Genomic DNA, 24,491 nt, shown 5'->3' on the forward strand with positions numbered 1-24,491 from the left:
CACCGGGACGGGCCGGTGCGAGCGGGCCGCGTGACGGCTACGCGCGCTCCAAGGCACCGGACTCGACGTGGGCGCCGACCGGACGCGGCGTCAGGTAGGCGACCGCCCCGCCCGGCAGCGGCCCCCACGGAGCCGTCACGCCCGTCAACACGTGCAGCGGACGCGTGACGACGAACGTGCGCAGGTCACCCTCGCGTTCGATCGGCAGCGACGTCTCCGGGAACGGTGTCCGATCGGGGTGCAGCACGTTGCCCTGCTCGCCTCCGAACCGTCGCAGGCGCGTCCCCGTGGGCAGCGTGACCATGCGCTTGTTGCGGAAGAACGGCAACGGTGGTTCCCCGCGCAGCGGCTGGATCGGCCAGTCCGTCGGGTGCTCCTGCTCGGCCGACGTGCCGCCGCCCATGCGCCCCGGCAGCAGCAGCAACGACCCGAGCAGCGCCTCCGCGGCCTCGTGCACCCGCGCGAAGTGGCGCGGTTCGACGGGTTCGCCGCCCGCGTACCGCGCGACCTCCCAGCCGTCGGCCGTGCGGCGCAGGCACCATGCGTCGTCGGCGCTCTCCCCGATCCGGTACGCCGACTCTGCGATGCCGTACTCGGCCAACCGCAGCCGCAGGGCCGACAACACCTCCGACGCGCGCAGCCGTCGCGGCTCCTCACCGCGCTGCACCCTCGTCAGCGTGCTCGGTTCGGCCACGTCATCCGGAGCGCGCGGTGGCCGGGGCTTGCCCAGCAGGTCGGCCTCGGCCGTGGCGCGCACCGAGCGGCTCGCGTACGGCACGGTGTACTGCTGCGCGCGGATCACGTCGAGCAACTCCGGCTCCGGCGGGACGCCGTACTTACGCAGGTAGTGCGGCACCGCGGCAGGCCAAACCCAGGTGCCGTCGGTGTGGAACGCGTCCGGCACGTCGTGCGCGCCCTGCGGAGCGAACACGTCCCGCAGCCCGCCCTGCCTGGCCAGCACCACCGGGGCGCGGAACAGGTACCCGAGCACGCGCGGAATCTCCTCCTGCGGGAGCGGCGGCCGGTTGACGACAGGCTGCTCGCCGTCGCCGCCACCGCCGTCGAGGACACGCGCGTGACGAAACTCGACGTCGAGCGGCTTGCCCGCCTTGCTCGCCAGCCATGACGGCGGTTCCTTGCGGGGGAACTGCTCCAGCTCGGCGTCGTAGGTGCGCGCGGTGCGCCTGCCCGCGGGCGGCAGCTGCCACTGCGGTTCGCCGGCCGTGTCGAAGTCGAAGTCGAAGTTGCGCTCGGGATCGAGCGCGTAGGTGCCCTGGAACCAGGTGCCGTCCTCGGGCGTGTACATCGCCGACCGCAGTTGCGACAGCAGCTGCCCCAGCTGCGGCGGAGCGGACAGCGAAACCGCTGTGTCCTCGCCGGCGTCGGCCTTGACCTCGAGTTCCGAGTAGTCGCCCACCTGGCGGAACTGCGCGGCCACCCGCTGCCACCCCGACGGCAGGAAGCCCAGCAGCGTGCGCCCGATCGCTTTGAGTAGCGCCTGCACGTCGCCCGTGCCCGGTTCGCTTCGCGGGGCGTGGGCGGCGGCGAAGTCGTGCCGCTCCTGCCACAGCGCGGTGATCGTGTCCGGGTCCTGCACGCGCGTGGTGAGGTCGGTGAGCCCGAGGTCGCGGGCGCGCTGCTCGTCGGTGCCGGTCCACCGCAGGACGAGTTCACCGTCCTCGGACGACGGTTCGACCAGATACGGTTCGTCGTCGTGGAGACAGTAGGTGTGCAGGGCGAACGTCGCCGGTGCCTCCTCGGCGGGCACGACCTTGCCGCGGCTGCCGTGGGCCTCGGTGTCGAACTCCTCGGGCGCGTCCTCGCCGGGCAATGGCGTCAGCAGCACACTGGAATCCGTCGTCGAACGCTGCGCGCGGAACATCCGGCCGTTCCACAGCGCGTACAACGCGTCCGGGCGCTCCGCCACTTCGACTCGGTGTCGCACGCGTCCTCTCCCCCTCGCCTCGGCCTTCGCTCGGATCCCCGCCCGCGGGTCGCGCGGGCTTTACTGTAACCACATTCGCCGCGCTCGCCCGCCGGTGCCGCGGTGCGGGAACGTCCGACGTCCCGGCCGCGTTCGAGCAGGTCGCACCCGCCGCGGGACGCGTCCCCGGCGTCGTCCCGAACGGCCGGCCCCAGGCCCGGCCCGCCTCACCTTAACGGGTTACCGGTGACGGCGAGGTGGGATCCGCTCACTTACAGCAAGTTGCACGCGAGGTCCAGAGGGACGTTGGCGATACCGCAAACATCCCCTCCGTTCCCTTCGTCCACCCACGTGGGTGGGATCATGGCGGGCGTGCAAGCGGACTCCGAGGTGGAACCGGGAACACTGCTGGTCGCCGCCCCCACGATGTTCGACGAGAACTTCCGGCGGACGGTGGTGTTCGTCATCGATCATCGTGACGAGGGAACGCTCGGGGTCGTGCTGAACCGGCCGAGCGAGGTGCCGGTCGGCGAGGTTCTGCCCGGCTGGGGTTCGCACGTCGTCGAGCCGGAGTCGGTGTTCGTCGGCGGCCCGGTGGAGAAGAAGACGGCGCTGTGCCTGGCCGCGTTGCGTACCGGCGAGGACGCCTCCGAACTCGAAGGCCTCATCGCCGTCCGCGGCCCCGTGGCGCTCGTCGACCTCGACGCCGATCCCGACGAGTTGGTGGCCAAGGTGCGCGGCATGCGTGTGTTCGCGGGTTACGCGGGCTGGGACGCGGGACAGCTCGCGGCGGAGATCAACCGCGGTGACTGGCTGATCGTGCCGGCGCTGCCGGGGGACGTCTTGGCCACGCCCCACCGAGACCTGTGGGCTCACGTCCTCCGCAGGCAGGGTCTGCCGACCGCCCTGCTCGCCACCCACCCCGGAGATCTCCAACTGAACTGACCCGCGACCGCCCGTGTTGCGCTTTCCGGGCCCCGTGTTGCAGGTTCCGGGGACCGTGTTGCGGATTCGGGGGACCGTGTTGCAGGTCCCGGACGCGCGCGGCCGTTCCCACCCGTCGCCCGGCTACAACCCTCAGCGACGCAGACGCGCGGCGTGTGTGCTCTCGCCGCCCGGTTCAACACCTGACCGCGCTTCCGAACGCCCGCCTGTCATCCCGGTTCGACCTCGCCGAGGAGTGCCGCGATGTCGGCGCCCGCCGCGACGAGGGCGACCGTGCGCATGCCGATGTCCGTGAGCCTGCCCTGCAGCGCCTCGACGGGGCCGTCGACGTCGCCGAGCGCGCGAACGGTGTCCAGCGTGCTCCGCACCGCGGGTATTCCGTAGCCCGCGGCCCGCAACGCGGCGGTGATGCGTGCCTCGCGAACGGCGCCCTGGGGGTACCGCCGCGCGGCGTACGACGTCACCCGCTCCGGCAGGACCAGTCCTTCGTGTTCCCAGAACCGCAACGTCGAGGTGCGTACACCGAGTGCCTCCGCCAGCTCGCCGATGGACATCGCGTCGGCGGGTGTCTCCGCGTGGTCGGACTCGGTGCTGATCGCGCGGAGGGCGGCGATGGCGTCGAGCGCCTGGGTGCGCAGCCGGGTGAGGTCGACGTGGAGCGCGCTGACAACGGCGGCGGCCTCGTCGAGCGGCAGGGTGCGGATCTCGCGCAGGGTGCGGCGCGCCGCCACGGGGCCGATCGCGGCGGCCAGTCCGCGGTAGGCGCGCAGCGCGACGACGTGCCGGTGGGCGAAGCGGCGGTAGTTGTTCGGGGCGCGGGTCGCGGGCGGGATGACGCCCAGTCGTTCGAGGTCGCGGACCTGCTGTGGGCTGTAGCCCGAGGCCGTGGCGAGTGCCGCAGTGGTCAGCGGGCGGTCGCAGGTCGTGGAACCCTCCATAAGCACTTCAATAACAGACTTGAGGCATGACCATCGACGACATTCTCGGCCACGTCCGCACCTTTCCCGGTTCGCTCGTGCTCTCCCCCGAGCCGGGTGGCGAGTACCCGGAGCTCGCGTGGGGCGACCACTTCGTCTACTACGCATCCGACGGGCGGATTCCGCAGCGCATCCAGCCCTACGCCACGATCGTCACGAAGGACTACCCCGGTGACGAGGAGTCGCGGCTCGACGCCGACGGCCGGTGGCGGATCAACATCCACGTCACGCGCGAGCGGTTCGCGGAGCTGGTCGGGCAGGAGGCCTCGACTGTGGACTTCGCAGGCGTCGACCTCGCCGCGGCCGACACGGTGTTGCCGCACCCGGTGTATGCACGCGCGGGGCTGGTGGCCGTGGTGAACCCGGGTGAGCGCACCGGCGCGCTCCTCGCGGACCTGCTGCGTGAGGCCCACGACCGCGCCATGGCGCGCGCGACACGGGCCTGACCGCCTCGCCCGGTACGACCGGCCCGAGCTACGACGGGCCCGACCGCCGCGACGCACGGCGCGTCTCTGCGGCGGGAACGGCCTTCGCTTCGCTGCGCTGCGGGCGCACACCTCCTACTGTCGGGGGATGCGCCGCCTGTTGCTTGTCGTCCTCGCCGTCCTGGCTGCCGCGTTCGGTGCGTTCGTCGTCGGAATGCGTCGCAAGTCGCCCGCCGTCCAGGACAGGGTGCGGCAGTTCAGCAAACACGTCATGACGCCGGCCGTACTGCCGACCGCCGGCACCGCTGGGCAGGGAAACGGCGTGGTGCACCACCGCGGGCGCACGAGCGGCCGCGAGTACGCCACGCCGGTGACGCCGCTTCCCATCGCGGGTGGCTTCCTTATCGGGCTGCCGTACACCGCGCGGGCCGACTGGGCCCGCAACATCCTCGCTGCGGGCAGAGCGACGGTGGAGTTCGACGGCGAGAGGCACGAGGTCACGGAGCCCGTCGTCGTGTCGTACGACGAGGTGGAGGAGCTGCTGCCGCGCGGCGTTCGGCTCGGGGCGAAGGTCTTCGCGCTGGACGAGTTCCTGCGGGTTCGCACCGTCGCGAAGGCTTGACTCGGCGCCTGTTGTGACAGTGCTTATATAAGCCCTGTTATAGTCTCGGCGTGACCGAAGAAACCCCTGATCACGATCCGACCGACGTCGGGTTCTGGCGTCCGCTGCGACGGCTCCAGGACGCCATGGACGCCGAGATCGTGCGGCTCTACACCGAGCGCGGCGTGGACGTCCGGCCGCGGCACACCATGCCGCTGATCCGACTCGGCAGGCGCGGACCGATGACCATCCGCAAGCTCGCCGAATCGACCGAGGTCACGCATTCGGCGATGAGTCAGACGGTCGCCTCGCTCCGCGGCGACGGCCTCGTGACCACACGTCCCGGCGCCGACGCCCGCACCCGCGTCGTCGAACTCACCGACGCCGGGCGCGAGCTGCTGCCGTTCCTCGAGGCCGAGTGGCGCGCCACCGAGGAGGCGATCACCGAGCTCGACGCCGAACTGCCGTACTCCTTCACGCGGGTTGTCGAGGACATGGCCGCCGCACTCGAACACCGCTCCTTCCGGGATCGCATCGCGGACCGGTTGCCGGACGCCCCGTGAGTCCGCCGGAGCCGCGGGCGGCCGGACGTCACTGCGTCCCGTCCGACGGCGGGGTCGGCTCGTGAGCCTGCTCGGCACGCTCGTCGACGTGCGGCCGCTGCGGACCAGCGCGGACTTTCGCAGGCTGTGGATCAGCACGTCGGCGTCGACGTTCGGGCAGCAGGTCGCGGTGGTGGCGGTGCTCGCACAGGCCTGGGCGTTGACCGGCAGCTCGTTCGCGGTCGGCGCCGTCGGATTGGCGCAGGCGGCCGGCATGGTGGTGTGCGGCCTCGTCGGGGGCTCGCTGGCGGACGCCGTCGACCGGCGACGACTGGTGCTCTTCACCACGGTCGGTCAGACCGCCGCGGCGACATTGCTGGCCGCGCAAGCGTTTGCGGGGTTGCGGTCGTTCGCGCTGATCGTGGTGCTGGTGGGCGTTCAGGGCGCGCTGGTCGGCCTCGGCGCGCCCGCTCGGAGGACTCTTGCGGTGAAGCTCCTGCCGTCCGGGCAGCTCAGCGCGGGGCTGGCGTTGTCGAGTCTGAGCTTCCAGGCGGCGCTACTCGTGGGGCCCGCGCTCGGTGGGGTGGTCACGGCGGCATCGGGGCCGGCCGGTGCGTACGCGCTCGACGCCGCGTTCCTGCTGGTCGCCGCTTACGGCATCGGCGGGTTGCCCGCGATCCGTCCGGAGGGAGGCGAGCGTCCTGGTCTGCGGTCCATCGGTGCGGGACTGCGATTCGTGGTGGGCGACCCGGTGCTCGGCGGGTCCTTCCTGACGGATGTGCTGGCGACCGTGCTGGCCATGCCGGTGGCATTGTTCCCGGCGGTCGCGGCGGAACGGTTCGACGGCGACCCGCGGCTGATCGGCTGGTTCCTGTCGGCCATCGCCGTGGGCGGGCTGCTCGCCGGACTGGGCTCGGGCGTGTTCACGCGGGCGCGGCGGCTCGGGGCGGTGCAGCTCGCCGGGTCGCTGGGCTGGGGTATCGCCCTGGCGTCGTTCGGGCTGATGGAACCGTTGTGGGCCGCACTGGGGTGCCTGGCTGTCGCGGGTGCGTGCGACGTGGTGGCCGTGGTGTCCCGTGGAGCGACGACGCAACTGGCGACGCCGGATTCGCATCGCGGGCGGGTGAGCAGCGTGGAGTTCGTCCTCGGCGCGGCGGGACCCGACGTGGGCAACTTCCGCGCGGGCAGCGTCGCAGGTATGACGTCGGCGCCGGTCGCGGCGGTGTCGGGCGGTCTGCTCTGCGTGGTGGGCCTGGGCGTGTTGACGTTCGCCGACCGCCCGTTGCGAACCTTCGAACGGCCCTGACAGCGCAGTACTGAAAGCCCCCGAGTGCCCTTGGTGCACTCGACGCCCCAAAGTGCCGTTGCGGACGTCGAAACCCGTCGCCTACGCCTCGTCGGATTGCGCGGCTGCCAGGGCGCCGCAGCCGCCTGCGCCGCACGCGCAACCACCGCAGCCGGCCGGCTCGGGCGCCGGTTCGGGCACGGCCTGCGCCGCCCGGTTACCGAGCGCACCACCACCCGCGACCAGCGTGAACATGCCGACGAGGCCGATCACGGCGGCGATCACCGTCCCCCAGACGGTCGGCATCACGAATCCGGCCACGCCGGCCAGTACGCCGACGGTGCCCGCAGCGACGGTCGGCAGCCCGGCGACGCGGTTCGCCACCCGGAACGCCTCGTCGCTGCGCAGCGTCGCCCGCGTGCGCACACCCGCCCCACGGTCGCGAGGCAGCTTCTCGCGCAGGCCGAGGACACCGCCCCAGCCGACGAGGAGACCGAGGACTGCGGGAATCAACGAGGCGACGATCACGACGATCACGGACCCGAGAATACGCAGTCGCGCCGGTCGTCTTGTCGACACCCGAACCGGCTGTGCGCAGCGTCATGCGCCGGGGAAACGCTCCGCCGAACGCCGGTGCGCGGGGTGACGCCGGCGGCACCCGGCGTCACCCCGGGCCGGGCGCACGGCCCCACCAGCACGCCTACGTAAACCGGGTGACATCGGGAGTTACCATGGAGGCGTGAATTCGGCGAGCCTGCTCCTTAGCCGGCCGCGCTGACCCGAGACCAGCGGTCGGCGCGGCGAACCCCTCATGCCACCAGGCTGGGGGGTCGATTGCTTTTCAGGGCGTTCAACCACATGCCTCAGGTGGCAGGCCACGAGTGCGGAAGGGTTCCGGCGAGATGACAGACGGCAGCGACACGACCCCGGCGCAGCGGTACAACGCGGCGCTGGCCGGGCAGATCGAGCGGCGCTGGCAGGACTATTGGTCCGACCACGGCACCTACCACGCGCCCAACCCGGCGGGTCCGCTCTCCGACGAGTCCGCGCCCATGCCGTCCGACAAGCTTTTCGTGCAGGACATGTTCCCGTACCCGTCGGGCTCGGGGCTGCACGTCGGCCACCCGTTGGGCTTCATCGGCACCGACGTGTTCGCCCGGTACAACCGCATGATCGGCCGGAACGTGCTGCACACGATGGGCTTCGATGCCTTCGGCCTGCCGGCGGAGCAGTACGCGGTGCAGACCGGCACGCACCCGCGCACGACGACCGAGCACAACATCGAGCGCTACCTGGATCAGATCCGCAGGCTGGGCTTCGGTCACGACGAGCGCCGCCGTATCGCGACCACCGACATCGAGTTCTACAAGTGGACGCAGTGGATCTTCCTGCAGATCTTCAACTCCTACTACGACGATCGCGAGAACAAGGCGCGCCCGATCGCGGAGCTGGAGAAGCAGTTCGCCGCCGGTGAGCGCGAGACGCCCGACGGCAGGGCCTGGTCGGAGCTGTCGGCCGCCGAGCAGCGGAAGGTCATCGACGATCACCGCCTGGTGTACATCTCTGAGGCGCCCGTCAACTGGGCCCCCGGCCTGGGCACGGTCGTCGCCAACGAGGAGGTCACCGCCGAGGGGCTGACCGAGCGCGGCAACTTCCCCGTCTTCCGCAAGCCGCTGCGGCAGTGGATGATGCGCATCACCGCGTACGCCGACCGACTGGTCGACGACCTGGCGCTGCTGGACTGGCCCGAGAAGGTCAAGTCGATGCAGCGCAACTGGATCGGCCGGTCGCGTGGTGCGAACGTCCGCTTCCCCGTGGGTGACGAGGCCATCGAGGTGTTCACCACCCGCCCGGACACGCTGTTCGGTTCGACGTACATGGTCTTGGCGCCGGAGCATCCGCTGGTCGACAAGCTGACCGCCGACGCCTGGCCGGAGGGTGCGAAGGACGCGTGGACCGGCGGGGCCGCGACGCCGGCCGAGGCCGTCGAGGCGTATCGCAAGGAGACCTCGCGCAAGTCCGACCTGGACCGGCAGGAGACGCGGGAGAAGACCGGCGTCTTCACCGGATCGTTCGCGACCAACCCGGCGAACGGTGAGTTCATCCCCGTGTTCATCGCCGACTACGTGCTGATGGGCTACGGCACGGGTGCGGTCATGGCGGTGCCCGCACACGACGAGCGCGACTTCGAGTTCGCGACGAAGTTCGAGCTGCCGATCCTGCAGACGATCGAGGCGCCCGACGGTCACCCGGCCGACGAGGCCTACACCGGTGACGGCACGGCGATCAACTCGACCAACGAGGACATCAGCCTGAACGGCCTGGGCGTCGACGACGCCAAGAAGGCCATCATCGGCTGGCTGGAGGAGAAGGGCCACGGCGAGGGAACCGTGCAGTACAAGCTGCGCGACTGGCTGTTCGCCCGCCAGCGGTACTGGGGCGAGCCGTTCCCCATCGTGTACGACGAGGACGGCACGCCGATCCCGCTGCCCGAGGACCAGCTGCCGGTCGTGCTGCCGGACGTCGACGAGTACTCGCCCAAGACGTTCGACCCGGACGACGCCGAATCCGAGCCCGAACCGCCGCTCGCGAAGGCGACCGACTGGGTCGAGGTGACGCTGGACCTGGGCGACGGGCCGAAGAAGTACCGCCGCGACACCAACGTGATGCCGCAGTGGGCCGGTTCGTGCTGGTATCAGCTGCGCTACATCGACCCGACCAACGGCGAGAAGTTCGTCGACCCGGAGAACGAGCAGTACTGGATGGGGCCGCGCGCCGCCGAGCACGGCGTGAACGACCCGGGCGGGCTCGACCTGTACGTCGGCGGGGTCGAGCACGCGGTGCTGCACCTGCTGTACTCGCGGTTCTGGCACAAGGTGCTGCACGACCTGGGATTCCTCTCGTCGGCCGAGCCGTACCGGAAGCTGTTCAACCAGGGCTACATCCAGGCCTACGCCTACACCGACTCCCGCGGTGTGTACGTGCCCGCCGAGGAGGTGACCGAGGCCGACGGGAAGTACTTCTACGACGGTGAAGAGGTCACCCAGGAGTACGGGAAGATGGGCAAGAGCCTGAAGAACTCGGTCGCTCCCGACGAGATGGCCGACACCTTCGGTGCCGACACCTTCCGGTTCTACGAGATGTCCATGGGTCCGCTGGCGGATTCGAAGCCGTGGGCGACCAAGGACGTCGTCGGTGCGCATCGCTTCCTGCAGCGGTTGTGGCGGCTGATCGTGGACGAGACCACCGGTGAACTGCGCGTTTCCGACGACGAGCTGTCCGAGTCGGATTTGAAGCTGCTGCACAAGACCATCGCGAGCGTGCGCGAGGACTACGCGGAGCTGCGGTTCAACACGGCGGGCGCGAAACTGATCGAACTGAACAACCACGTCACGAAGACGTACGGCTCCGTCGAGGCGACGCCGCGCGGGCTGGCCGAACCGATGGTGCTGATGCTGGCGCCGATGTGCCCGCACATCGCCGAGGAACTGTGGCACCGGCTGGGCCACCCGGACACGCTGGTGCACGGCCCGTTCCCCGTTCCGGACGAGAAGTACCTGGTCGACGACACCGTCGAGTACCCGATCCAGGTGAACGGCAAGGTGCGTTCGCGGATGACGGTCGCGTCCGACGCCGGCTCCGGAGATGTGCAGGCGGCCGCACTCGCCGACGAGAAGATCGCGGCGGCACTGGACGGCGGCGAGCCGAAGAAGGTCATCGTCGTGCCGGGCAAGCTCGTCAACGTCGTCGTCTGAGGGTCGTGTCGGCGCCCCCAAGGGCACCTCGGGGGCGAGCTCAGGCGACGGGGACGTCGAGGCCGATCTCCCTGGCCAGGTCCCCGAGCAGTGCGTCGAACAGCGCCTCGGGTTTGGCCAGCGGGATCGGATAGTTGCCGAACACCTCGAGTGTGACGTGGCCGTACAGGCGTGCCCAGAACTGCATCATCAGGTATGTCGTGCCCACCGTGAGCCGCTCGCGCGGCACGTCGATGCCGGCCTCGGCGAGCACGGCCAGCAGCGCGTCGCGGTAGCCGGCAAGGTCGTTGCGCAGTTCCGCGGGCACGACGTCGTCGCTGGGCAGTGCCGCTTCGTCGGAGAGCAGCACGTCCCCGGCGGCCAACAGGAACAGCCTGCCGAACGGTTCGGTGAGCTGCTGCAACTTGGCGCTGCTGCTCGTCGTCGCGGTCGCTCCCGAGGCGAACACCAGCGTGAACTCGTTGACGTGTGCCAGGGCCCAGTGTCGGAACCCGCGGCAGATCGCGAACAGTCGGCGCGGCCCGTCGGCTTCGTGCCCGGCGATCTCGTCGGCCAGCGCCTCGCCGAGGTCGGTGACGACGTCCGCGCGGAGGTGTTCGAGCAGGTCGTCGCGGGACCCGTAATAGCGGTACAGCGCAGGCGCGGTGATGCCGAGGTCGCGGGCGATCGCGCGCAGCGTCACCGCCTCGGGGCCCTGTTCGACGAGGAGTGCCCGCGCGGTTCGCCGGATGTCGCGGTCGGTGGCGGCACGTTCCCTGGCCCTGCGCCTGCCTGCCTGGTCCCGTCCGCTTCGGTGGGGCACCGGATTCGACGGCGGTGCGGGTTCCGACGGTGGCACCCGGCTCGACGGCCTGTCCATCCGCAAAGTCTAGGTGGGCCGGTCCTGCCGCGTGCAGCTCGGCCGCGAGACGCGTACCGGACGGTGGAAGCCGGCCACGGGAAGGTCGGGGCGCCGCCGGCACCGATCACTCGGGGGGCTACGTGACCGATGCCGGCGACCCGACGCCCGGTGGCACCGAGAACGGCCCCGCCGGACAACACACCGCGCGAGCGCGGCATGACTGAGAGAGTCCTCGTGGACTCGAACCATGACGCCGACGTTCCTGTGTCACCCGAAAGTGGGAACGCCTGTGCTGGGCGGCTCGCCTGATTGTCGCACTGATCGTCGCCATAGTTACAAAAACTTTCGCATCTGATCCTGCATATCTGCATCTGCAAATGCCGCCCCGGCGTGCATGGCAAGGTGTAGGGGTGACCGAAGCTGTTCTCGTCGTCGGCTCCGCGAACGCCGACCTGGTCGTCGCCGCGGAACGCCGTCCCGCAGGCGGGGAGACCGTCCTCGGCGGTGACACGCAGATCCTCCCCGGAGGCAAGGGCGCGAACACCGCCGTTGCCGCGGCCCGCCTCGGTGCCGACGTCGCGCTGATCGGTGCCGTCGGCGACGACGCACACGGCAGGCTGCTGCTCGACTCGCTCCGCGGTTCCGGCGTCGGCACCGACCGCGTACGGATCGTCGACCGGCCGACCGGGGCCGCGTACATCACCGTGACTCCGGACGGCGAGAACTCGATCCTCGTGTCCCCCGGCGCGAACCACGCGCTCGCACCCGCCGACGTCGCCGAGCCTGCGGGTGCCCGGGTGCTCGTCGCCTCGCTCGAGGTGCCCCTCGACGTCGTCGAGCACGCGATCGCCGAGACCTCGCGCGAGGGCGTCCGCACCGTGCTGAACCTCTCGCCCACCGCCAAGCTCTCCGACGAGACGTTGCAGGCGCTCGACGTGCTCGTGGTCAACGAGCACGAGGCCGCGTGGCTGCTGGGCACGGATTCCTCCGACGGCCAGGACAACGGCGGCACCGGAGCAGGTGCCGACAACGCTGCCGACGGCGCACGGCTGCTCGACCTCGGCCCGGACGCGGTCGTGATCACGCGCGGCCCCGACGGTGCGACCGTGCTCACTCGCGGCGGCGCGGGTGGGGTCGACGAGGTCATGGTTCCGTCACCGCAGGTCACCGCCGTGGACACGACCGGCGCGGGCGATGCCTTCACCGGCGCACTCGTGACGTGGCTGGCTTCGGGTGCCACAGTGTCCGACGCGGCGCGCCGGGCCGTCGACGTCGCCGCGGTGTCGGTGACCAAGCACGGCGCCCAGCCCTCGTATCCGCTGCTCGACGAATTAAGCTGAGTTTCCGATCAGTCTTGGGAGGATCAGGCACATGGCCGAGGCGAAGTTGTCCGGCGTGGGCGTCAGCCCCGGCCGCGCGAGCGGCCCGGTCGTCCGGGTCACCGACACCATCGAGGAGCCGGCGAGCACGCCGGGGCCGGACGATCCGTACGCCGAGTCCGCACTCATCGGGCCTGCCGCCGAGAAGGTCGCCGCCCGCCTCGAGACGATGGCTGCCGCGGCGACCGGGGATGCCGCGGCGATCCTCACGACGACCGCCGCGATGGCCGCCGACCCTTCGCTGGTCAGCCAGGCCGAACAGCTCGTCACCGCGCAGCGCATCCCAGCGGCCCGTGCCGTGTACGAGGCTGCGGGACATTTCGCCCAGGCGCTGTCCAACGCGGGCGGCTACATGGCCGAACGGGTACGCGACGTCCACGACGTGCGCGACCGCATCATCGCCGAGGTCGTCGGCATCGCCCCTCCCGGTGTGCCGGAGCTGACCACGCCGAGCGTGCTCGTCGCCCGCGACCTCGCCCCGGCCGACACGGCGGGCCTCGACCCCGCGAAGGTGCTCGCGCTCGTCACCGAGGAGGGCGGCCCGACCAGCCATACGGCGATCCTGGCGCGCTCGATCGGCATCCCGGCGATCGTCGCGGTGCGGGGTGCGCTGACGTTCGACGCCGAGGCCGTGGTGGTCGACGGCGACCTGGGCACCGTCGAGGCGGCCGACCCCACGGCGCCCGTCGTCACCGCCACCGCAGGCGGAGCCGCCGACTGGAACGGCACCGGCGAGACGGCCGACGGGCATCCGGTGAAGGTGCTGGCGAACGTCGGAGCCCCCACCGACGCCCGTGCCGCGGCCGACGCCGGCGCGGAAGGCGTCGGGCTGTTCCGCACCGAGTTCTGCTACCTCGACGCCGACGACGAACCCGGCGTCGACGGGCAACGCTTGGCCTACGCGGCGGTCCTCGAGCCGTTCCGCGGCAAACCCGTCATCGTGCGCACGCTCGACGCGGGCGCCGACAAGCCGTTGGCGTTCCTCTCGCCCGAGGCGGAGCCCAATCCGGCGCTCGGCGTTCGTGGCGTGCGCGTGGCGTTCGACCGGCCGGGTGTGCTGGACCGTCAGCTCGAGGCCATCGCGGGGGCCACCGCGGATTCGGGCGCCGACGTCGCGGTCATGGCTCCGATGGTCGCGACCGCCGAGGAGGCCGCCTGGTTCGCCGAACGGGCCCGTGCGGCCGGAATCGCGCGGGCAGGCGTGATGATCGAGGTGCCCGCCGCCGCGCTGAACGCCCGTGAGGTGCTGGATGCGGTCGACTTCGTGTCCGTCGGCACCAACGATCTCGCCCAGTACACGTTCGCCGCCGACCGGCAGCTCGGTGCCGTGGCGACGCTCAACGACCCGTGGCAGCCCGCGTTGCTGCGGCTCATCGGCATGGTCGGCGACGCGGCCAAGGCGACGGGCAAACCCGCCGGTGTGTGCGGCGAGGCGGCCGCCGACCCCGGGCTGGCGCGGGTCCTGGCCGGACTCGGTGTGACGAGCCTGTCGATGAACGCCGCCTCGGTGCGCGCCGTCGGCGCCGGGCTGGCAGGCGTGACGCTGGCCGAGTGCGAACGCGCCGCACAGCAGGCGCTGGCCGCCCCGAACGCGCAGGCCGCCCGCACCGCCACGAAGTAGGCGGCCGGTCGGGCTCGGCCGGTCAGGCGAACCAGTTGCGGCGCGGGTAGCGCACCGTCATCGATCCGCCCACGACGCGGCCCGTCACGACGATCCGCGGCGTGCCCGCGGCACGGCTCGAATCGGTCTTGTCGGTGAGGGACGACCACTTCAGCTCGTCGAGGCCGTTCAGGTCCACGGACGCCTGCTCGGGCACGATCAGGTTCACCGAACCCCACTTCGTGTCCAGCTCGACGTGCACGGCACCGCTCGTGAACTCCGCCGACGAGAAGTCGAGCTTCGTCTCGCCGTACTTGTTGCGCACCAGCATCTCGGGCGGCACCTGCCAACGCCCGCGCCGGACCAGCGTGCTGCCGACGCCCTTGAGCTCCACACGCCTGCCCGCTGCGGGCCGGCCCGCCAACGTCTCGAACGCCGGCTCCGCACCCCAGCCCGGGGTCGCCGCCGGCCCGGCCGGAACCGCGTCCTCGTGCCGCAGCCCCGGCAGGTCGACCAGCACCGAGTTCAGCTCGCCCCGCGTGCGCGCGCCGAGCGCCGTGTCGGTGCGCTCGGCGAACTCGTCGAGGTCCAGCATGCCGTGCCCGATCGCGCGCTGGAGCAGCTCCACGACGTGTTCGCGTTCGGCATCGGAGACCCGCAGGTTCCGCAAGCGTTCGCGTTCGGTCGCACCGGGCGTGGTGTCGGCCGCCGCATCCGTTGACGACGCCGCACTCGCTGACGACGCCGCACTCGTTGACGACGCCGTGCCGGCCCAACCCGCCGCACTCTCCGAAGCTGCAGCGCCGATCGTGTCGGTGGCGTCCGTGGTGCCCGGTCGGTCGACGGTCTGCGCGCCTGCGTCCACCTCGCCGCCGGCCGCGTCGCCGGTCCCGTCGCGCGTCCCGTCGCTGGAGTTCTCAGTCACACCGAGAACGGTACGACCGCGGCCGCCGCGCCGGATCCGGGAAACCCCTGAGAACAGCCCGGACTTCCCTGCGTGTCACTCCTGCTCCTGGTCGAGGCCGTGCTCGATGGCGTACCGGGCGAGCTCGACCCGGTTGTGCAGCTGAAGCTTGCGCAGCGTCGACTGCACGTGGTTCTCCACGGTGCGGTGCGAGATGACGAGCCGGTCGGCGATCTGCCGCGCGGTCAGGCCCTTGGCGACGAACCGCAGCACGTCCTGTTCACGCTGGGTCAACTGCGGTGGCGGGTCCCCGCCGCTCGGCGTCTCGGCCATGCGCCGGTATTCGCCGAGCACCATCCCGGCGAGGCCGGCGGTGAACACGGGATCGCCGTCGGCGGTGCGTCGCACGGCGTCGACCAGCTCGGTCACCGACGCGGACTTGACGAGATAGCCCGACGCGCCGGCCTTGACGGCCTCGAGCACGTCGGCGTGCTCCCCGCTGGCCGACAACACGAGCACCCTCGTGCCCTCCAACTGTCCGGTGATCGACCTGATCGCGTCGACCCCCGACTGTTCGCCGAGGTTGAGGTCCATCAGCACGACGTCGGGGGTGACGGTGGTCGTCACTCGCACGGCCGAGTCGACGTCCCCCGCCGTGGCGCGCACGTCGAAGCCGTGTTCACTCAGGTCCCGTGCGACGCCGTCCCGCCACATCGGGTGGTCGTCGACGATCATCACCGACACCGTCATCGGGTGTTCCTCCTCCGGTCGGCCGGTCGTGGCAGATGCATTTCCCACTCCGTTCCCGCACCGGGTGCGGTCTCGAGCCGGGCCGTTCCGCCCAGTTCGGCGAGGCGGCCCCTGATGGACTGGGCGACGCCGATGTGTCCTTCCGCGGCCGCCGCTTCGAGCCGGCCCTCGGGAATGCCGGGGCCGTCGTCCCGGACGGTCAGCACGATCTCGTCGGAGAGCTCCTCGAGCAACACCCACGCCTTCGCACCCTCGCCCGCGTGCTTGTCCACGTTGGACAACGCTTCTTTCACAGCTGTCAGCAGTTCGTCGACGGTGTCAGCGGGCAGTCGCACCTCGGAGGCGGGGCCGGAGATCTGTACGCGCGACGTCGCCAGGACGCCGAGCGAGGCGCGCAGGTCGGCGTCACCGTCGCTGGAGGCCAGCGGTTCGGTCGTCACGAGCGCCCGTAGCGCGATCTCCTGCTCACCCGCCTGCTTGGCGAGTTCCGCGGCCTCGCCGCCGAGTTCCGCGCCGCGCCTGCGCACCCGCGCGAGCACCTGGAGCACGCTGTCGTGGATGGAGCGGGCGAGGCGTTCGCGTTCGGCGGTGGCGGCCTCCGCGCGCATCGCGCGGGAGACGACGGCCTGCGACCGGCGCGCGGTCGTCGCGGCCATGCCGATGATCGTGCCGCTGGCGAAGAGCAACAGCCCGTCGCGGGCCACGTCGAGGTCGAACTTCCAGCGGGCCACGCCGGTGGACACGGCGACGATCAGCCCGCCGATCGCGCCCCCGACCGCACCGAAGCGCGCCCCCGCCGTCAGCGGCGCGACGGACGCCCACACGGTCGTCAGCAGCGGCGCGGTGATGGCGAACTGGTAGTCCGACAGCGCCAGTGGCGAGAGCAGCATGATGCCGCACGTCACCACCACGTCCGCCACGACGAGACCCGCGTAGCGGGTGCGCACGCGTACGAACGCCGTCGTCGTCACGATCGACCACACGACCATGGCCGCCCACGCGGCCCACGCCAGGACCAGGTTGCGGTACTCGTCGAAGTGGACGATCACCGCACCCAGCGCGAACGCCAGGGTCATCCACCGCAGCACGACGGTTCCCCACCACAGTGGGGTGATCGGGTCGAGCAGGTTCGGTTTGGGCGCGGTCGTCATCGGGGCCGCCTGGCTACTCCTCGGATCTGTCTGATTCGCCGGTTGTCACCGTAGTGCCGGAATCGGTGGCACGGGAGGCGGCGTTCGGGTCCTCCTGGTCCTCCTGGTCCGTACCACCGGCATCGGGCTCGGTGCCGCCGTCTCCGGTTCGCGCCGCGCGATCACCGTCACCGTCCGGGTCCTCGTCGTGAACCAGGGATTGGACTCCCGCGTTCACCACCGCCAGCAGCGGGACGGCGAGCAGCGCGCCGGGGATGCCGGCCACGGTCAGTCCGACCGTGATCGCCAGGACGACGGCCAGCGGATGGAGCCGTACCGACCGGCCGAGCAACAGCGGTTGCAGGACGTTGCCCTCCAGCTGCATGACGCCGACGACGATCGCCAGCACGATGACGGAGGCGAGGAAGCCGTTGGTCACGAGTGCGACGAGCACGGCCACGGCACCGGTGACGACGGCGCCGATGATCGGGACGAACGCGCCCAGGAAGATCAGGGTGGACAGCGGCACCACCAGCGGAACGCCCATGATCCACAGGCCGATGCCGATGAGCACCGCGTCCACGACGGCCACGGCGGCGGTCGCGCGCACGTAGTTGATCAGCGACGTGAACGCCCGCCGGCCGGCGAGGTCGACCCGGGCGCGGACGTTGCGGGGCACTCCGCGGGTGAGGTACGTCCAGATCTTGTTTCCGCTGGTCAGGAAGAAGATCAGGATGAAGAGCGTCAGCAGGAAACCGGTGAGGAACGTGCCGATCGTGCCTGCCGTGGTCAGTGCGCTCGAGGTGACCGCGGCCTGGTTCTCCTGGATGAACTGGATGCCGTTGTTGATGGCGTCCTGGATCTGCGTCTGCTGCAGGTGCAGTGGCCCGTTGATGAGCCAGTCCTCGATCTGCTCGAGGCTCTGTGACACCTGTTGCTGCAGCGCGGGCAGTCCGTCGGTGAACTGGATGATGACGAACGTCAGCAGTCCGCCGACGACACCGAGTCCGCCGATCAGCACGATGACCGCGGCCACCGTTTGCGGCAGGCCGACCCGCGCGAGCCGGTGCACCGCCGGGATCAGCAGCGCGGCGAGCAACAGCGCCACCGACAGCGGGATCACGACGACGGGGAGGTAGCCGATGACTTCTCCGACGACGTACAGCGCGGCCACGATCACGAGGAATCGCCACGCCAGTGCAGCACTGACCCGGAACCCCTTCGGTACCGATCGCGCGACGTCGGCGTCGAGGGAGCTGCCAGGAGGCGCGGTGTCGGTGGTGGTGCTCCCGGTCGTCCGGGCCGTCTCGTCGTCCACGGGATAACCGTATCGAGATCGGCGTCGCCGTGTGCGGTGAGTCGATCTACAGGCCGTGGGCGCTACGCCGCGTCACACCCTGATACGCCGCGTGATTTTCACACCTTCGTGCCATCAAGCCGCGTGGGGCGTGATTTCCGGGGTGTGGGTTTGCCACTCTCGTCGGCACGCGGTGAAAACCGCCGGAATTCATTTTCCGATTCCTCTTCACGTTTTGCGGCGCTCCCCGAGACCGGGCGGCCGTGGAACCGAGACGGCAAGGCATTTGCAGCGCGGTCCTCGACGACGAGGTGCGCCAGTTCGACATTCACGAGGAGTGTGCGTGGCAGCGACGACCCCGACACCGGACGCCCGGCGCGTCCGTCGGTGGCTGTCGCGCGTGCTCGCCGTGTCGGGAGGCGCGGCGGCCGCCACCGCGATCGCGTGGGGTGTCGGCGCGACGTCCGCGTCCGCGATGGAGAGCCCTCTCGACGTCGGCCGCGACAACCCGGCGGCGTCCGTCCCGGTCGACGCCGATGCCACGTCGCCGTCCGCGAATGCCGAATCGTCCGAATCCGACTCGTCTCACCGCGATGCGGCGCAGTCCGACGGCCGACAGGCCGGGGAGTCGCGGCCGACCGGTGGTGCAGACCACGACGGCACCGCGCACGAGTCGGCCTCGCCCGAGGACGCGGCGTCGGCGGACGGTGCGCTCGCCGAACAGTCGACTGACGGAGAGCCCGCTTCGGGTGCCGCCACGTGCGGTGAGTCCGCCGACGGCCCGACGGACGTGCGCGGCCTGTTCGACCGCGCACACGGCGACCGTTTCGACCTCGGCCGGTTCCAGGCTTCCGGTCGTGACGTGCCCGGTTCGCAGCTTCCCGCTTCCGACGACGGGGCTTCCGGCGACAAGGGCACCGACGACGACAAGACCACCGACGATGCAGCCGCCGAGGATGCAGCCGCCGACGATGCAGCCGAGGGCCAGACGGATGCCGCGCCGGAGACGTGCGCGCACGGCTCCGAGCGCCCGGGCGAGGTCGACGAGCCGGAAAGCGCCGAACACCACGCCACGTTCGTTGCGGCCGACGGTTCCGACGACGCCCGGAAGCGGGTCGAGCAGGCTTGGCAGCGGCACGTCGCGGAGCCGACGCGCGAGGCGATCCACCGTGTCGGCGACACGGTGCGTGCCGTGGCGAACCTCGACGAGTGGTCCGGCGACCGGTCGCCCTCGTGGTCCGAATTCGACCTGCCGTGGGCGGGATTCACGCCCGACCCCGCCGAGCTGCCGTCGTCGTACGACGTGCCGATGGGCGCCGGCTCGCAGGGGCACGCTCCCGAGACTTCGCCGCAGGACGCTGACGCCCGTGAGTCCGGCGACCAGCGGCATTCGACCGTGACGTCCACTTCGGACGACGGCGCTTCCGAGACGTCCGGTGTCCTCGACACCGGCTTCGACGGCGCGGGCACCGACGGTGCCGCCGTCGACCCCGACTTCGGCGAACCGACGACGCCGTCGCTGCCGGAGTTCGACCCGCAGTACGTGCCGGCCTCCGTGCCGTCGCACTCCTCGATCGCCGGCGGTGCGCACGCAGACGCACCGTCCGGTGCGGTCGTCACCACGGCCGATCCGTTCGCCGTGGCCGCCGTGGGCGCTGTGACGCGCTCCGGCTTGCTGCACAAGTCGATGTCGCCGGGTTCGCAGCCCGGTGTGACGCCCGACTGATCACTTCCGCGGGGTAGCCGGCACGCCCCTGCGGTTTTCGTTTCCGCATTTTCTTTTCTCCGTGCCGGCTTTTCCTTTCCCCGCATTTCCCGCGACGGGCCGTTCGGCGTGTTCGCGATCCGCCTCATGTCCCCGCGCGTCCGGCGGAGCGCACTGATGTCCCCTCAACAGGGAACCTAGGAAAAGGAGAACACCACACAATGCAGACCTGGGCGAAGCGTGGATTGCAGACCGCGCTGGTCACCGGTGGCATGATGATGCTGGGTACCGGCATCGCTTCCGCTGACGAGAACGTCGATCCGGACTCCCCCGCCGGTCCGCTCGATGCAGGCGTCAGCGTTCCCGTTCAGATCGAGGACAACGCGGTCGGCACCCCGATGGGCCAGCACGACCTGCCGGGTGTCGACAGGGAGATCAGCACCAAGCCCGTCACGGACAAGGTCAACGAGGCCTCCGCTCCGGCGATGGAGAAGGCCCAGCCCGTCACGGACCGCGTGAACGAGGCCGCGGCCCCCGTCACCGAACGCGTGCAGTCGGCGGCCGACCGCGGCAACACGGCGATGACCCAGACGGGTCCGCACACCGAGAAGGCCTCGCCGAGCGTGGAATCGCCGGTCACGAAGGCGACCAACGCCGGCGCCGACCGGCTCCCCGGGCCGGTGTCGGAGTCCGCTCCGCAGCCCGAGAAGGTCACGGACACGCTCACCCAGCAGGCCGGTGGCGCCGACGCGCGTCAGGTGCCCGAGCCGGGCGACGACCCGTTCATGGGCAACAAGGTCGACACCAACATCGCGCTGCCGATCCAGATCACGGGCAACGCGGTGGGCATCCTCGGTGACGCCGAGGTGCACTCGGACTCCGAGCAGTCCTACGAGCACAACTCCGACGTCAGCACCGACGGCTCCTCCGGTGGGCTCGCGGGCAACGTCGTGGCCCTCGACTGGGCGGCGCCGGTGCAGATCTCCGGTAACGCCGGCAGCCTGGGCGGTTCGGGCAAGACCACGGGCAGCGCCTCGCAGGACGCCACCACCACGGGCGACGTGGAGACCGACGGCAGCAACGGCGCAGGCGCGGGCAACATCGTCTCGCCGCAGTTCGCCACTCCGGTGCAGGTGTCGGGCAACGCCATCGCGTGGTTCCTCGGCCACTCCGAGACCGACTTCGACCCCAGCAGCTCCGCCGAGAGCGGCGGTTACCTCGCCACCAACGGCGAGGGCGGCTCCATCGCGGGCAACGTGGTGGGCGCGCCGGTCGCGCTGCCGGTGCGGGTCGCCAACAACGCAGCCACGTGGGGCGGGGACGCCGACGCCGCCGGTTCGTCGATGGTCGACGCTGCCGCGGGTGACGACACGTCGCCGGGCATGCACGACATCGAAAGCTTCATCCAGACCGAGGGCGAGAACGGCTTCGCTTCCGGCACGATCGCCCAGCCGCAGGTCGCCTCGCTGGCGTCGGTCACGGGTGTCGCGGGTTCGTGGATCGGCAACGCCGCGACGGGCGCTTCGGACGACCGGCAGGCCGGTGGCACGACGTCCGACGCGACGATGACCGCGGGCGGCGCCTCCAACACGAACGGCAACGAGGCCGCGGGTTCGGGCAACATCGTCGACGCCCCGGTGGCGCTGCCGGTGGAGATCTTCGGTGTCGGTGGCACCTGGATCGGCAACGCGCACGCCGACGACCACGTCAACAGCACCGAGGCGGTCGCGGGCGGCGACACGCTGACGCCGGGCGACGAGTCGGTCCTGTCCTCGAACACGGCGTCGGCCGCGATCGCGTCGGCCGCCGAGGTGTTCGGCGTGGGCGGCGCGTGGATCGGCAACGCCTCGGGCAGCGCCGAGTCCGACAAGCTCGTCGACGCGGGCGGCTACAACGGCACGCTCGCCAACGAGTCCTCCGGTTCGGGCAACCTGGTGCAGGTGCCGCTGGCCACGCCGGTCGAGGTCTTCGGTGTCGGCGGCAGCTGGATCGGCCAGGGCGTCGGCGAGGGCGAGGAGACCAAGGAGGTCATCGCCGGTGGTGGCGGCAGCACCATCGACGACTACGGCTTCGCGAACGCCAACCTGGTTCAGGCGCCGGTGGCGCTGCCCGCGCAGGTCTTCGGTGTCGGCGCCAGCTGGATCGGCAACGGCTTCGGCGAGGGCGAGACCGACACGATCACCGAGGCCGGCGGCGACGCGACCGCCGCGGGCGACAAGGGCACGGTTGCGGGCAACATCGGCTTCGTCCCGGTGTCGCTGCCTGCGCAGGTGCACGGGATCGGCGCCAGCTGGATCGGCAACGGTCACGGCACCAGCGGCAACCTGACCGACTCGATGGCCGGTGGCGACGCCACGACGTCGGGTGAGCACGGCTCCATCGCCGGCAACCTGGTCGAGGTTCCGGCCGGTGGCGCGGCGTCGGTGTTCGGCAACGGCGCGAACTGGATCGGCACCGCGTCGGGCACCGGCGTGAACGACGTCGTGTCCGAGGCGGGCGGCGACTCGGAGACCGTCGGCGACGGCGGTTCGATCGCGGGCAACATCGTCAGCGCCGACGCCATGCCGATCGTGTCGGCCTTCGGCAACGCGGCCAGCCTGACCGGTGTCGCGAACGGTGCGGGCGCGAACTTCGTGGACGTCACCTCCGGTGGCGACAAGGAGACGTCCGGCATGGGCGGCGCGATCTCCGGCTCGATCATCGACGTGCCGCTCACCGCAGTGGCGCAGCTGTTCGGCAACGCCGCCACGGTCGGCGGGGTCGCGAACGCCATCGGCGACAACACGACGGTGGGCGAGTCGAGCGGCACCACCACGACGGCCGGTGACCCGCAGTCGCTGTCCGGTGTGGACGTGCAGCGTCCGATCGGCGTCGTCGCGCAGGTGTACGACGTGCCGCTCGAGCTGCTCGGCCAGGCGACCACCGTGGCCAACAACGACACGGACCTGACGGTCGCTGACGCGCCGATCGACCCGATCGTCGACAAGCAGATCACCGGTTCGGAGCTGCCGGCGACGGGCATGCCGAACACGCCGTACTTCGACGCGCTGGCCAACCGCGCGCCGGAGCTGGCGTCGGCGTCCCCGATGCAGCGTTCGGCCACGCCGGCCGCGATGCCGGCCGCCCCGGGGCTGCCGACCGCGCCGGGTGCGGGCGACCTGCCCGCCGGTGACCTGCCGGTCAGCGGTCTGCTGCCGGAGGTGTCCGGTGCGGAGGCCCCGGAGCTGCCCGCGATGCCGGCGCAGCGTTCGGACGTGCCGCAGCTGCCGGCCGACCCGACGCAGGGTGAGTTCGCCGGTGCGCTGGACGGCGTGGCGCTGAACGGTGCCGAGCTGGGCGGCACGGACATGCGTGCCGCGGAGATGCCCGCCACGCCGGCCCTGCCGGGCGCGGGCGAGCTGCCGGCCGACGCCGACATGGTGAAGGGAGCCGCCGAGCAGGTGTCGCTCAACGGCTACGGCCTGGGCGCGTTCGTCTGAGCCGAACGCCCCCGCTGCCGGCCCGTGTGAGGTCGGCTGAGTGAGATTCGCGGGCCCCGGAAGCGATGGCGCTTCCGGGGCCCGCTTCCGTGTGCGGAGTCCTCGCCGATTCGGTGCGGTCAGCCGAGCTGGACAGAGCGTTTCGCGAGCCCGTGCCAGTAGCCGTCGATGACGGTGTCGGGTCGCAGTCCGTCGCCCGCGCCGAGGGAGACGAACAGTGGCGCGAAATGCTCGGTCCTGGGGTGGGCGATGTCGGCGGCGGGTGCCTTGTGCTGGAAGTCGAGGAGCGCGTCGACGTCGCCGGTGGCGAGCGCGCCGGAGCCCCAGTCGTCGAACTCCACCGACCAGGCAGGCGGTGTCCCCGCGGACCCGTCGGTCTGGCGCATCGCGATGAGGTTGTGGGTGAAGAAACCGCTGCCGACGATCAGCACTCCCCGGTCGCGCAGCGGGGCGAGGCGCCGGCCGAAGTCGTAGAGCGCGTGCGGTTCGAGAGTCGGCAGGGAGACCTGGAGGACGGGGATGTCGGCGCCGGGGTACATCTCGACGAGTGGCACGTAGGCGCCGTGGTCGAGGCCGCGCGTGGGGTCGTCGTGGACGTGGCCGCCGAGCAGTTTCCGCACGTCGGCCGCGAGGTCGGGAGCGCCCGGCGCTGGGTAGGTGACGTCGTAGTAGCGGTCGGGGAAGCCCCAGAAGTCGTACACGAGCGGCTGGGTCGTCGTGGCGCCGATCGTGGCGGGCGCCTCTTCCCAGTGCGCGGAGACGACGAGGATCGACGTCGGTTTCGGCAGGTCGGCGGACCAATCGGCGAGTTCCCGGGTCCAGGTGGCGTCGTCGGCGAGCGGCGGCGCCCCGTGGCTCAGGTACAGCACCGGCATCCGGTCGGTCATGACCCCTCCTCCGGGCGCTGGGAGTGCGACAACCATCGCATTACGTTGAACTTTCAACGACAACC

20 protein-coding genes are annotated in these 24,491 nt (G+C 71.2%); 10 read left to right on the top strand and 10 right to left on the bottom strand.

What is annotated here, in order from left to right:
* Nucleotides 1–37: 37 nt before the first annotated feature.
* On the bottom strand, nt 38–1,945 hold the full coding sequence (locus FHS23_RS03330) for a glycohydrolase toxin TNT-related protein (RefSeq protein ID WP_183647500.1): 1,908 nt from the start codon (nt 1,943–1,945) through the stop codon (nt 38–40).
* Between the two features lie 342 nt (nt 1,946–2,287).
* On the opposite strand from FHS23_RS03330, the gene FHS23_RS03335 reads away from it, so the two are divergent.
* On the top strand, nt 2,288–2,869 hold the full coding sequence (locus FHS23_RS03335; RefSeq protein ID WP_183647503.1) for a YqgE/AlgH family protein: 582 nt from the start codon (nt 2,288–2,290) through the stop codon (nt 2,867–2,869).
* Between the two features lie 209 nt (nt 2,870–3,078).
* On the opposite strand, the gene FHS23_RS03340 is transcribed toward FHS23_RS03335, so the two are convergent.
* Nucleotides 3,079–3,807: a MerR family transcriptional regulator gene (locus tag FHS23_RS03340; RefSeq protein ID WP_183647506.1), complete on the bottom strand. Its 729-nt coding sequence runs from the start codon at nt 3,805–3,807 to the stop codon at nt 3,079–3,081.
* 26 nt (nt 3,808–3,833) lie between these two features.
* Between FHS23_RS03340 and FHS23_RS03345 the strand changes: the two genes are divergently transcribed.
* The 4 genes from FHS23_RS03345 (at nt 3,834) to FHS23_RS03360 (ending at nt 6,720) form a co-directional block, all read left to right on the top strand.
* Nucleotides 3,834–4,292 (top strand): DUF6194 family protein, encoded by a 459-nt coding sequence (locus FHS23_RS03345; protein WP_183647509.1) that lies wholly within the window; start codon nt 3,834–3,836, stop codon nt 4,290–4,292.
* 127 nt (nt 4,293–4,419) lie between these two features.
* Nucleotides 4,420–4,893, top strand: a complete 474-nt coding sequence (locus FHS23_RS03350) for a PNPOx family protein (protein ID WP_183647512.1) — start codon at nt 4,420–4,422, stop codon at nt 4,891–4,893.
* A gap of 50 nt (nt 4,894–4,943) precedes the next feature.
* Nucleotides 4,944–5,435: a MarR family winged helix-turn-helix transcriptional regulator gene (locus tag FHS23_RS03355; RefSeq protein WP_484573305.1), complete on the top strand. Its 492-nt coding sequence runs from the start codon at nt 4,944–4,946 to the stop codon at nt 5,433–5,435.
* Nucleotides 5,436–5,496: 61 nt separating this feature from the next.
* Nucleotides 5,497–6,720: an MFS transporter gene (locus FHS23_RS03360; RefSeq protein WP_183647515.1), complete on the top strand. Its 1,224-nt coding sequence runs from the start codon at nt 5,497–5,499 to the stop codon at nt 6,718–6,720.
* Nucleotides 6,721–6,801: 81 nt separating this feature from the next.
* Here FHS23_RS03360 and FHS23_RS03365 read toward each other — a convergent pair whose 3' ends face one another.
* The gene (locus tag FHS23_RS03365) at nt 6,802–7,227 is read right to left on the bottom strand and encodes an SdpI family protein (protein WP_183650763.1); all 426 of its coding nucleotides are present in this window, start codon (nt 7,225–7,227) and stop codon (nt 6,802–6,804) included.
* Nucleotides 7,228–7,601: 374 nt separating this feature from the next.
* On the opposite strand from FHS23_RS03365, the gene leuS reads away from it, so the two are divergent.
* Entirely contained in the window at nt 7,602–10,454 is a 2,853-nt protein-coding gene (gene leuS, locus FHS23_RS03370; protein ID WP_183647518.1) for a leucine--tRNA ligase, read from the top strand.
* Between the two features lie 40 nt (nt 10,455–10,494).
* Here leuS and FHS23_RS03375 read toward each other — a convergent pair whose 3' ends face one another.
* Nucleotides 10,495–11,313: a TetR/AcrR family transcriptional regulator gene (locus FHS23_RS03375; RefSeq protein WP_183647533.1), complete on the bottom strand. Its 819-nt coding sequence runs from the start codon at nt 11,311–11,313 to the stop codon at nt 10,495–10,497.
* A gap of 392 nt (nt 11,314–11,705) precedes the next feature.
* Between FHS23_RS03375 and FHS23_RS03380 the strand changes: the two genes are divergently transcribed.
* Together FHS23_RS03380 and ptsP are read left to right on the top strand one after the other, a co-directional pair.
* Complete coding sequence (locus FHS23_RS03380) at nt 11,706–12,635, top strand: ribokinase (RefSeq protein WP_343053608.1); 930 nt, start codon at nt 11,706–11,708, stop codon at nt 12,633–12,635.
* A gap of 31 nt (nt 12,636–12,666) precedes the next feature.
* Entirely contained in the window at nt 12,667–14,295 is a 1,629-nt protein-coding gene (ptsP, locus tag FHS23_RS03385; RefSeq protein WP_183647539.1) for a phosphoenolpyruvate--protein phosphotransferase, read from the top strand.
* Between the two features lie 22 nt (nt 14,296–14,317).
* On the opposite strand, the gene FHS23_RS03390 is transcribed toward ptsP, so the two are convergent.
* The 5 genes from FHS23_RS03390 to FHS23_RS03410 all read right to left on the bottom strand — a co-directional run bounded on the left by FHS23_RS03390 (nt 14,318) and on the right by FHS23_RS03410 (nt 18,687).
* Complete coding sequence (locus FHS23_RS03390) at nt 14,318–14,944, bottom strand: DUF1707 SHOCT-like domain-containing protein (RefSeq protein WP_183650765.1); 627 nt, start codon at nt 14,942–14,944, stop codon at nt 14,318–14,320.
* A gap of 330 nt (nt 14,945–15,274) precedes the next feature.
* On the bottom strand, nt 15,275–15,928 hold the full coding sequence (locus tag FHS23_RS03395) for a response regulator (protein WP_183647542.1): 654 nt from the start codon (nt 15,926–15,928) through the stop codon (nt 15,275–15,277).
* Complete coding sequence (gene macS, locus FHS23_RS03400) at nt 15,925–17,079, bottom strand: MacS family sensor histidine kinase (RefSeq protein WP_183647546.1); 1,155 nt, start codon at nt 17,077–17,079, stop codon at nt 15,925–15,927. Before macS ends, FHS23_RS03395 begins: the two co-directional genes overlap by 4 nt.
* A 13-nt stretch (nt 17,080–17,092) precedes the next feature.
* Nucleotides 17,093–18,256 (bottom strand): AI-2E family transporter, encoded by a 1,164-nt coding sequence (locus FHS23_RS03405; protein WP_221219133.1) that lies wholly within the window; start codon nt 18,254–18,256, stop codon nt 17,093–17,095.
* 218 nt (nt 18,257–18,474) lie between these two features.
* Nucleotides 18,475–18,687 carry a hypothetical protein gene (locus FHS23_RS03410; protein ID WP_183647552.1) on the bottom strand — a complete coding sequence of 71 codons (213 nt, stop codon included), beginning with the start codon at nt 18,685–18,687 and terminating at the stop codon, nt 18,475–18,477.
* Nucleotides 18,688–18,698: 11 nt separating this feature from the next.
* Here FHS23_RS03410 and FHS23_RS03415 point away from each other — a divergent pair, with 11 nt between their 5' ends.
* Nucleotides 18,699–20,081, top strand: coding sequence for a hypothetical protein (locus FHS23_RS03415; protein ID WP_183647555.1), 1,383 nt, complete (start codon nt 18,699–18,701; stop codon nt 20,079–20,081).
* Between the two features lie 200 nt (nt 20,082–20,281).
* Nucleotides 20,282–23,539 carry a beta strand repeat-containing protein gene (locus tag FHS23_RS03420; RefSeq protein ID WP_183647558.1) on the top strand — a complete coding sequence of 1,086 codons (3,258 nt, stop codon included), beginning with the start codon at nt 20,282–20,284 and terminating at the stop codon, nt 23,537–23,539.
* A gap of 119 nt (nt 23,540–23,658) precedes the next feature.
* Here FHS23_RS03420 and FHS23_RS03425 read toward each other — a convergent pair whose 3' ends face one another.
* Nucleotides 23,659–24,426: a dioxygenase family protein gene (locus tag FHS23_RS03425; protein ID WP_183647560.1), complete on the bottom strand. Its 768-nt coding sequence runs from the start codon at nt 24,424–24,426 to the stop codon at nt 23,659–23,661.
* Nucleotides 24,427–24,491: the final 65 nt, after the last annotated feature.

Origin of the sequence: Prauserella isguenensis (assembly GCF_014191605.1) — a bacterium.
Classification (GTDB): domain Bacteria; phylum Actinomycetota; class Actinomycetes; order Mycobacteriales; family Pseudonocardiaceae; genus Prauserella; species Prauserella isguenensis.

Bases quoted from the DNA above. Each gene is read 5' to 3' on its own strand.
- FHS23_RS03335 (WP_183647503.1), top strand. From the start codon at position 2,288: ATGGCGGGCGTGCAAGCGGACTCCGAGGTGGAACCGGGAACACTGCTG.
- FHS23_RS03340 (WP_183647506.1), bottom strand. From the start codon at position 3,807: ATGGAGGGTTCCACGACCTGCGACCGCCCGCTGACCACTGCGGCACTC.
- FHS23_RS03345 (WP_183647509.1), top strand. From the start codon at position 3,834: ATGACCATCGACGACATTCTCGGCCACGTCCGCACCTTTCCCGGTTCG.
- FHS23_RS03350 (WP_183647512.1), top strand. From the start codon at position 4,420: ATGCGCCGCCTGTTGCTTGTCGTCCTCGCCGTCCTGGCTGCCGCGTTC.
- leuS (WP_183647518.1), top strand. From the start codon at position 7,602: ATGACAGACGGCAGCGACACGACCCCGGCGCAGCGGTACAACGCGGCG.
- FHS23_RS03375 (WP_183647533.1), bottom strand. From the start codon at position 11,313: ATGGACAGGCCGTCGAGCCGGGTGCCACCGTCGGAACCCGCACCGCCG.
- ptsP (WP_183647539.1), top strand. From the start codon at position 12,667: ATGGCCGAGGCGAAGTTGTCCGGCGTGGGCGTCAGCCCCGGCCGCGCG.
- FHS23_RS03395 (WP_183647542.1), bottom strand. From the start codon at position 15,928: ATGACGGTGTCGGTGATGATCGTCGACGACCACCCGATGTGGCGGGAC.
- macS (WP_183647546.1), bottom strand. From the start codon at position 17,079: ATGACGACCGCGCCCAAACCGAACCTGCTCGACCCGATCACCCCACTG.
- FHS23_RS03420 (WP_183647558.1), top strand. From the start codon at position 20,282: ATGCAGACCTGGGCGAAGCGTGGATTGCAGACCGCGCTGGTCACCGGT.
- FHS23_RS03425 (WP_183647560.1), bottom strand. From the start codon at position 24,426: ATGACCGACCGGATGCCGGTGCTGTACCTGAGCCACGGGGCGCCGCCG.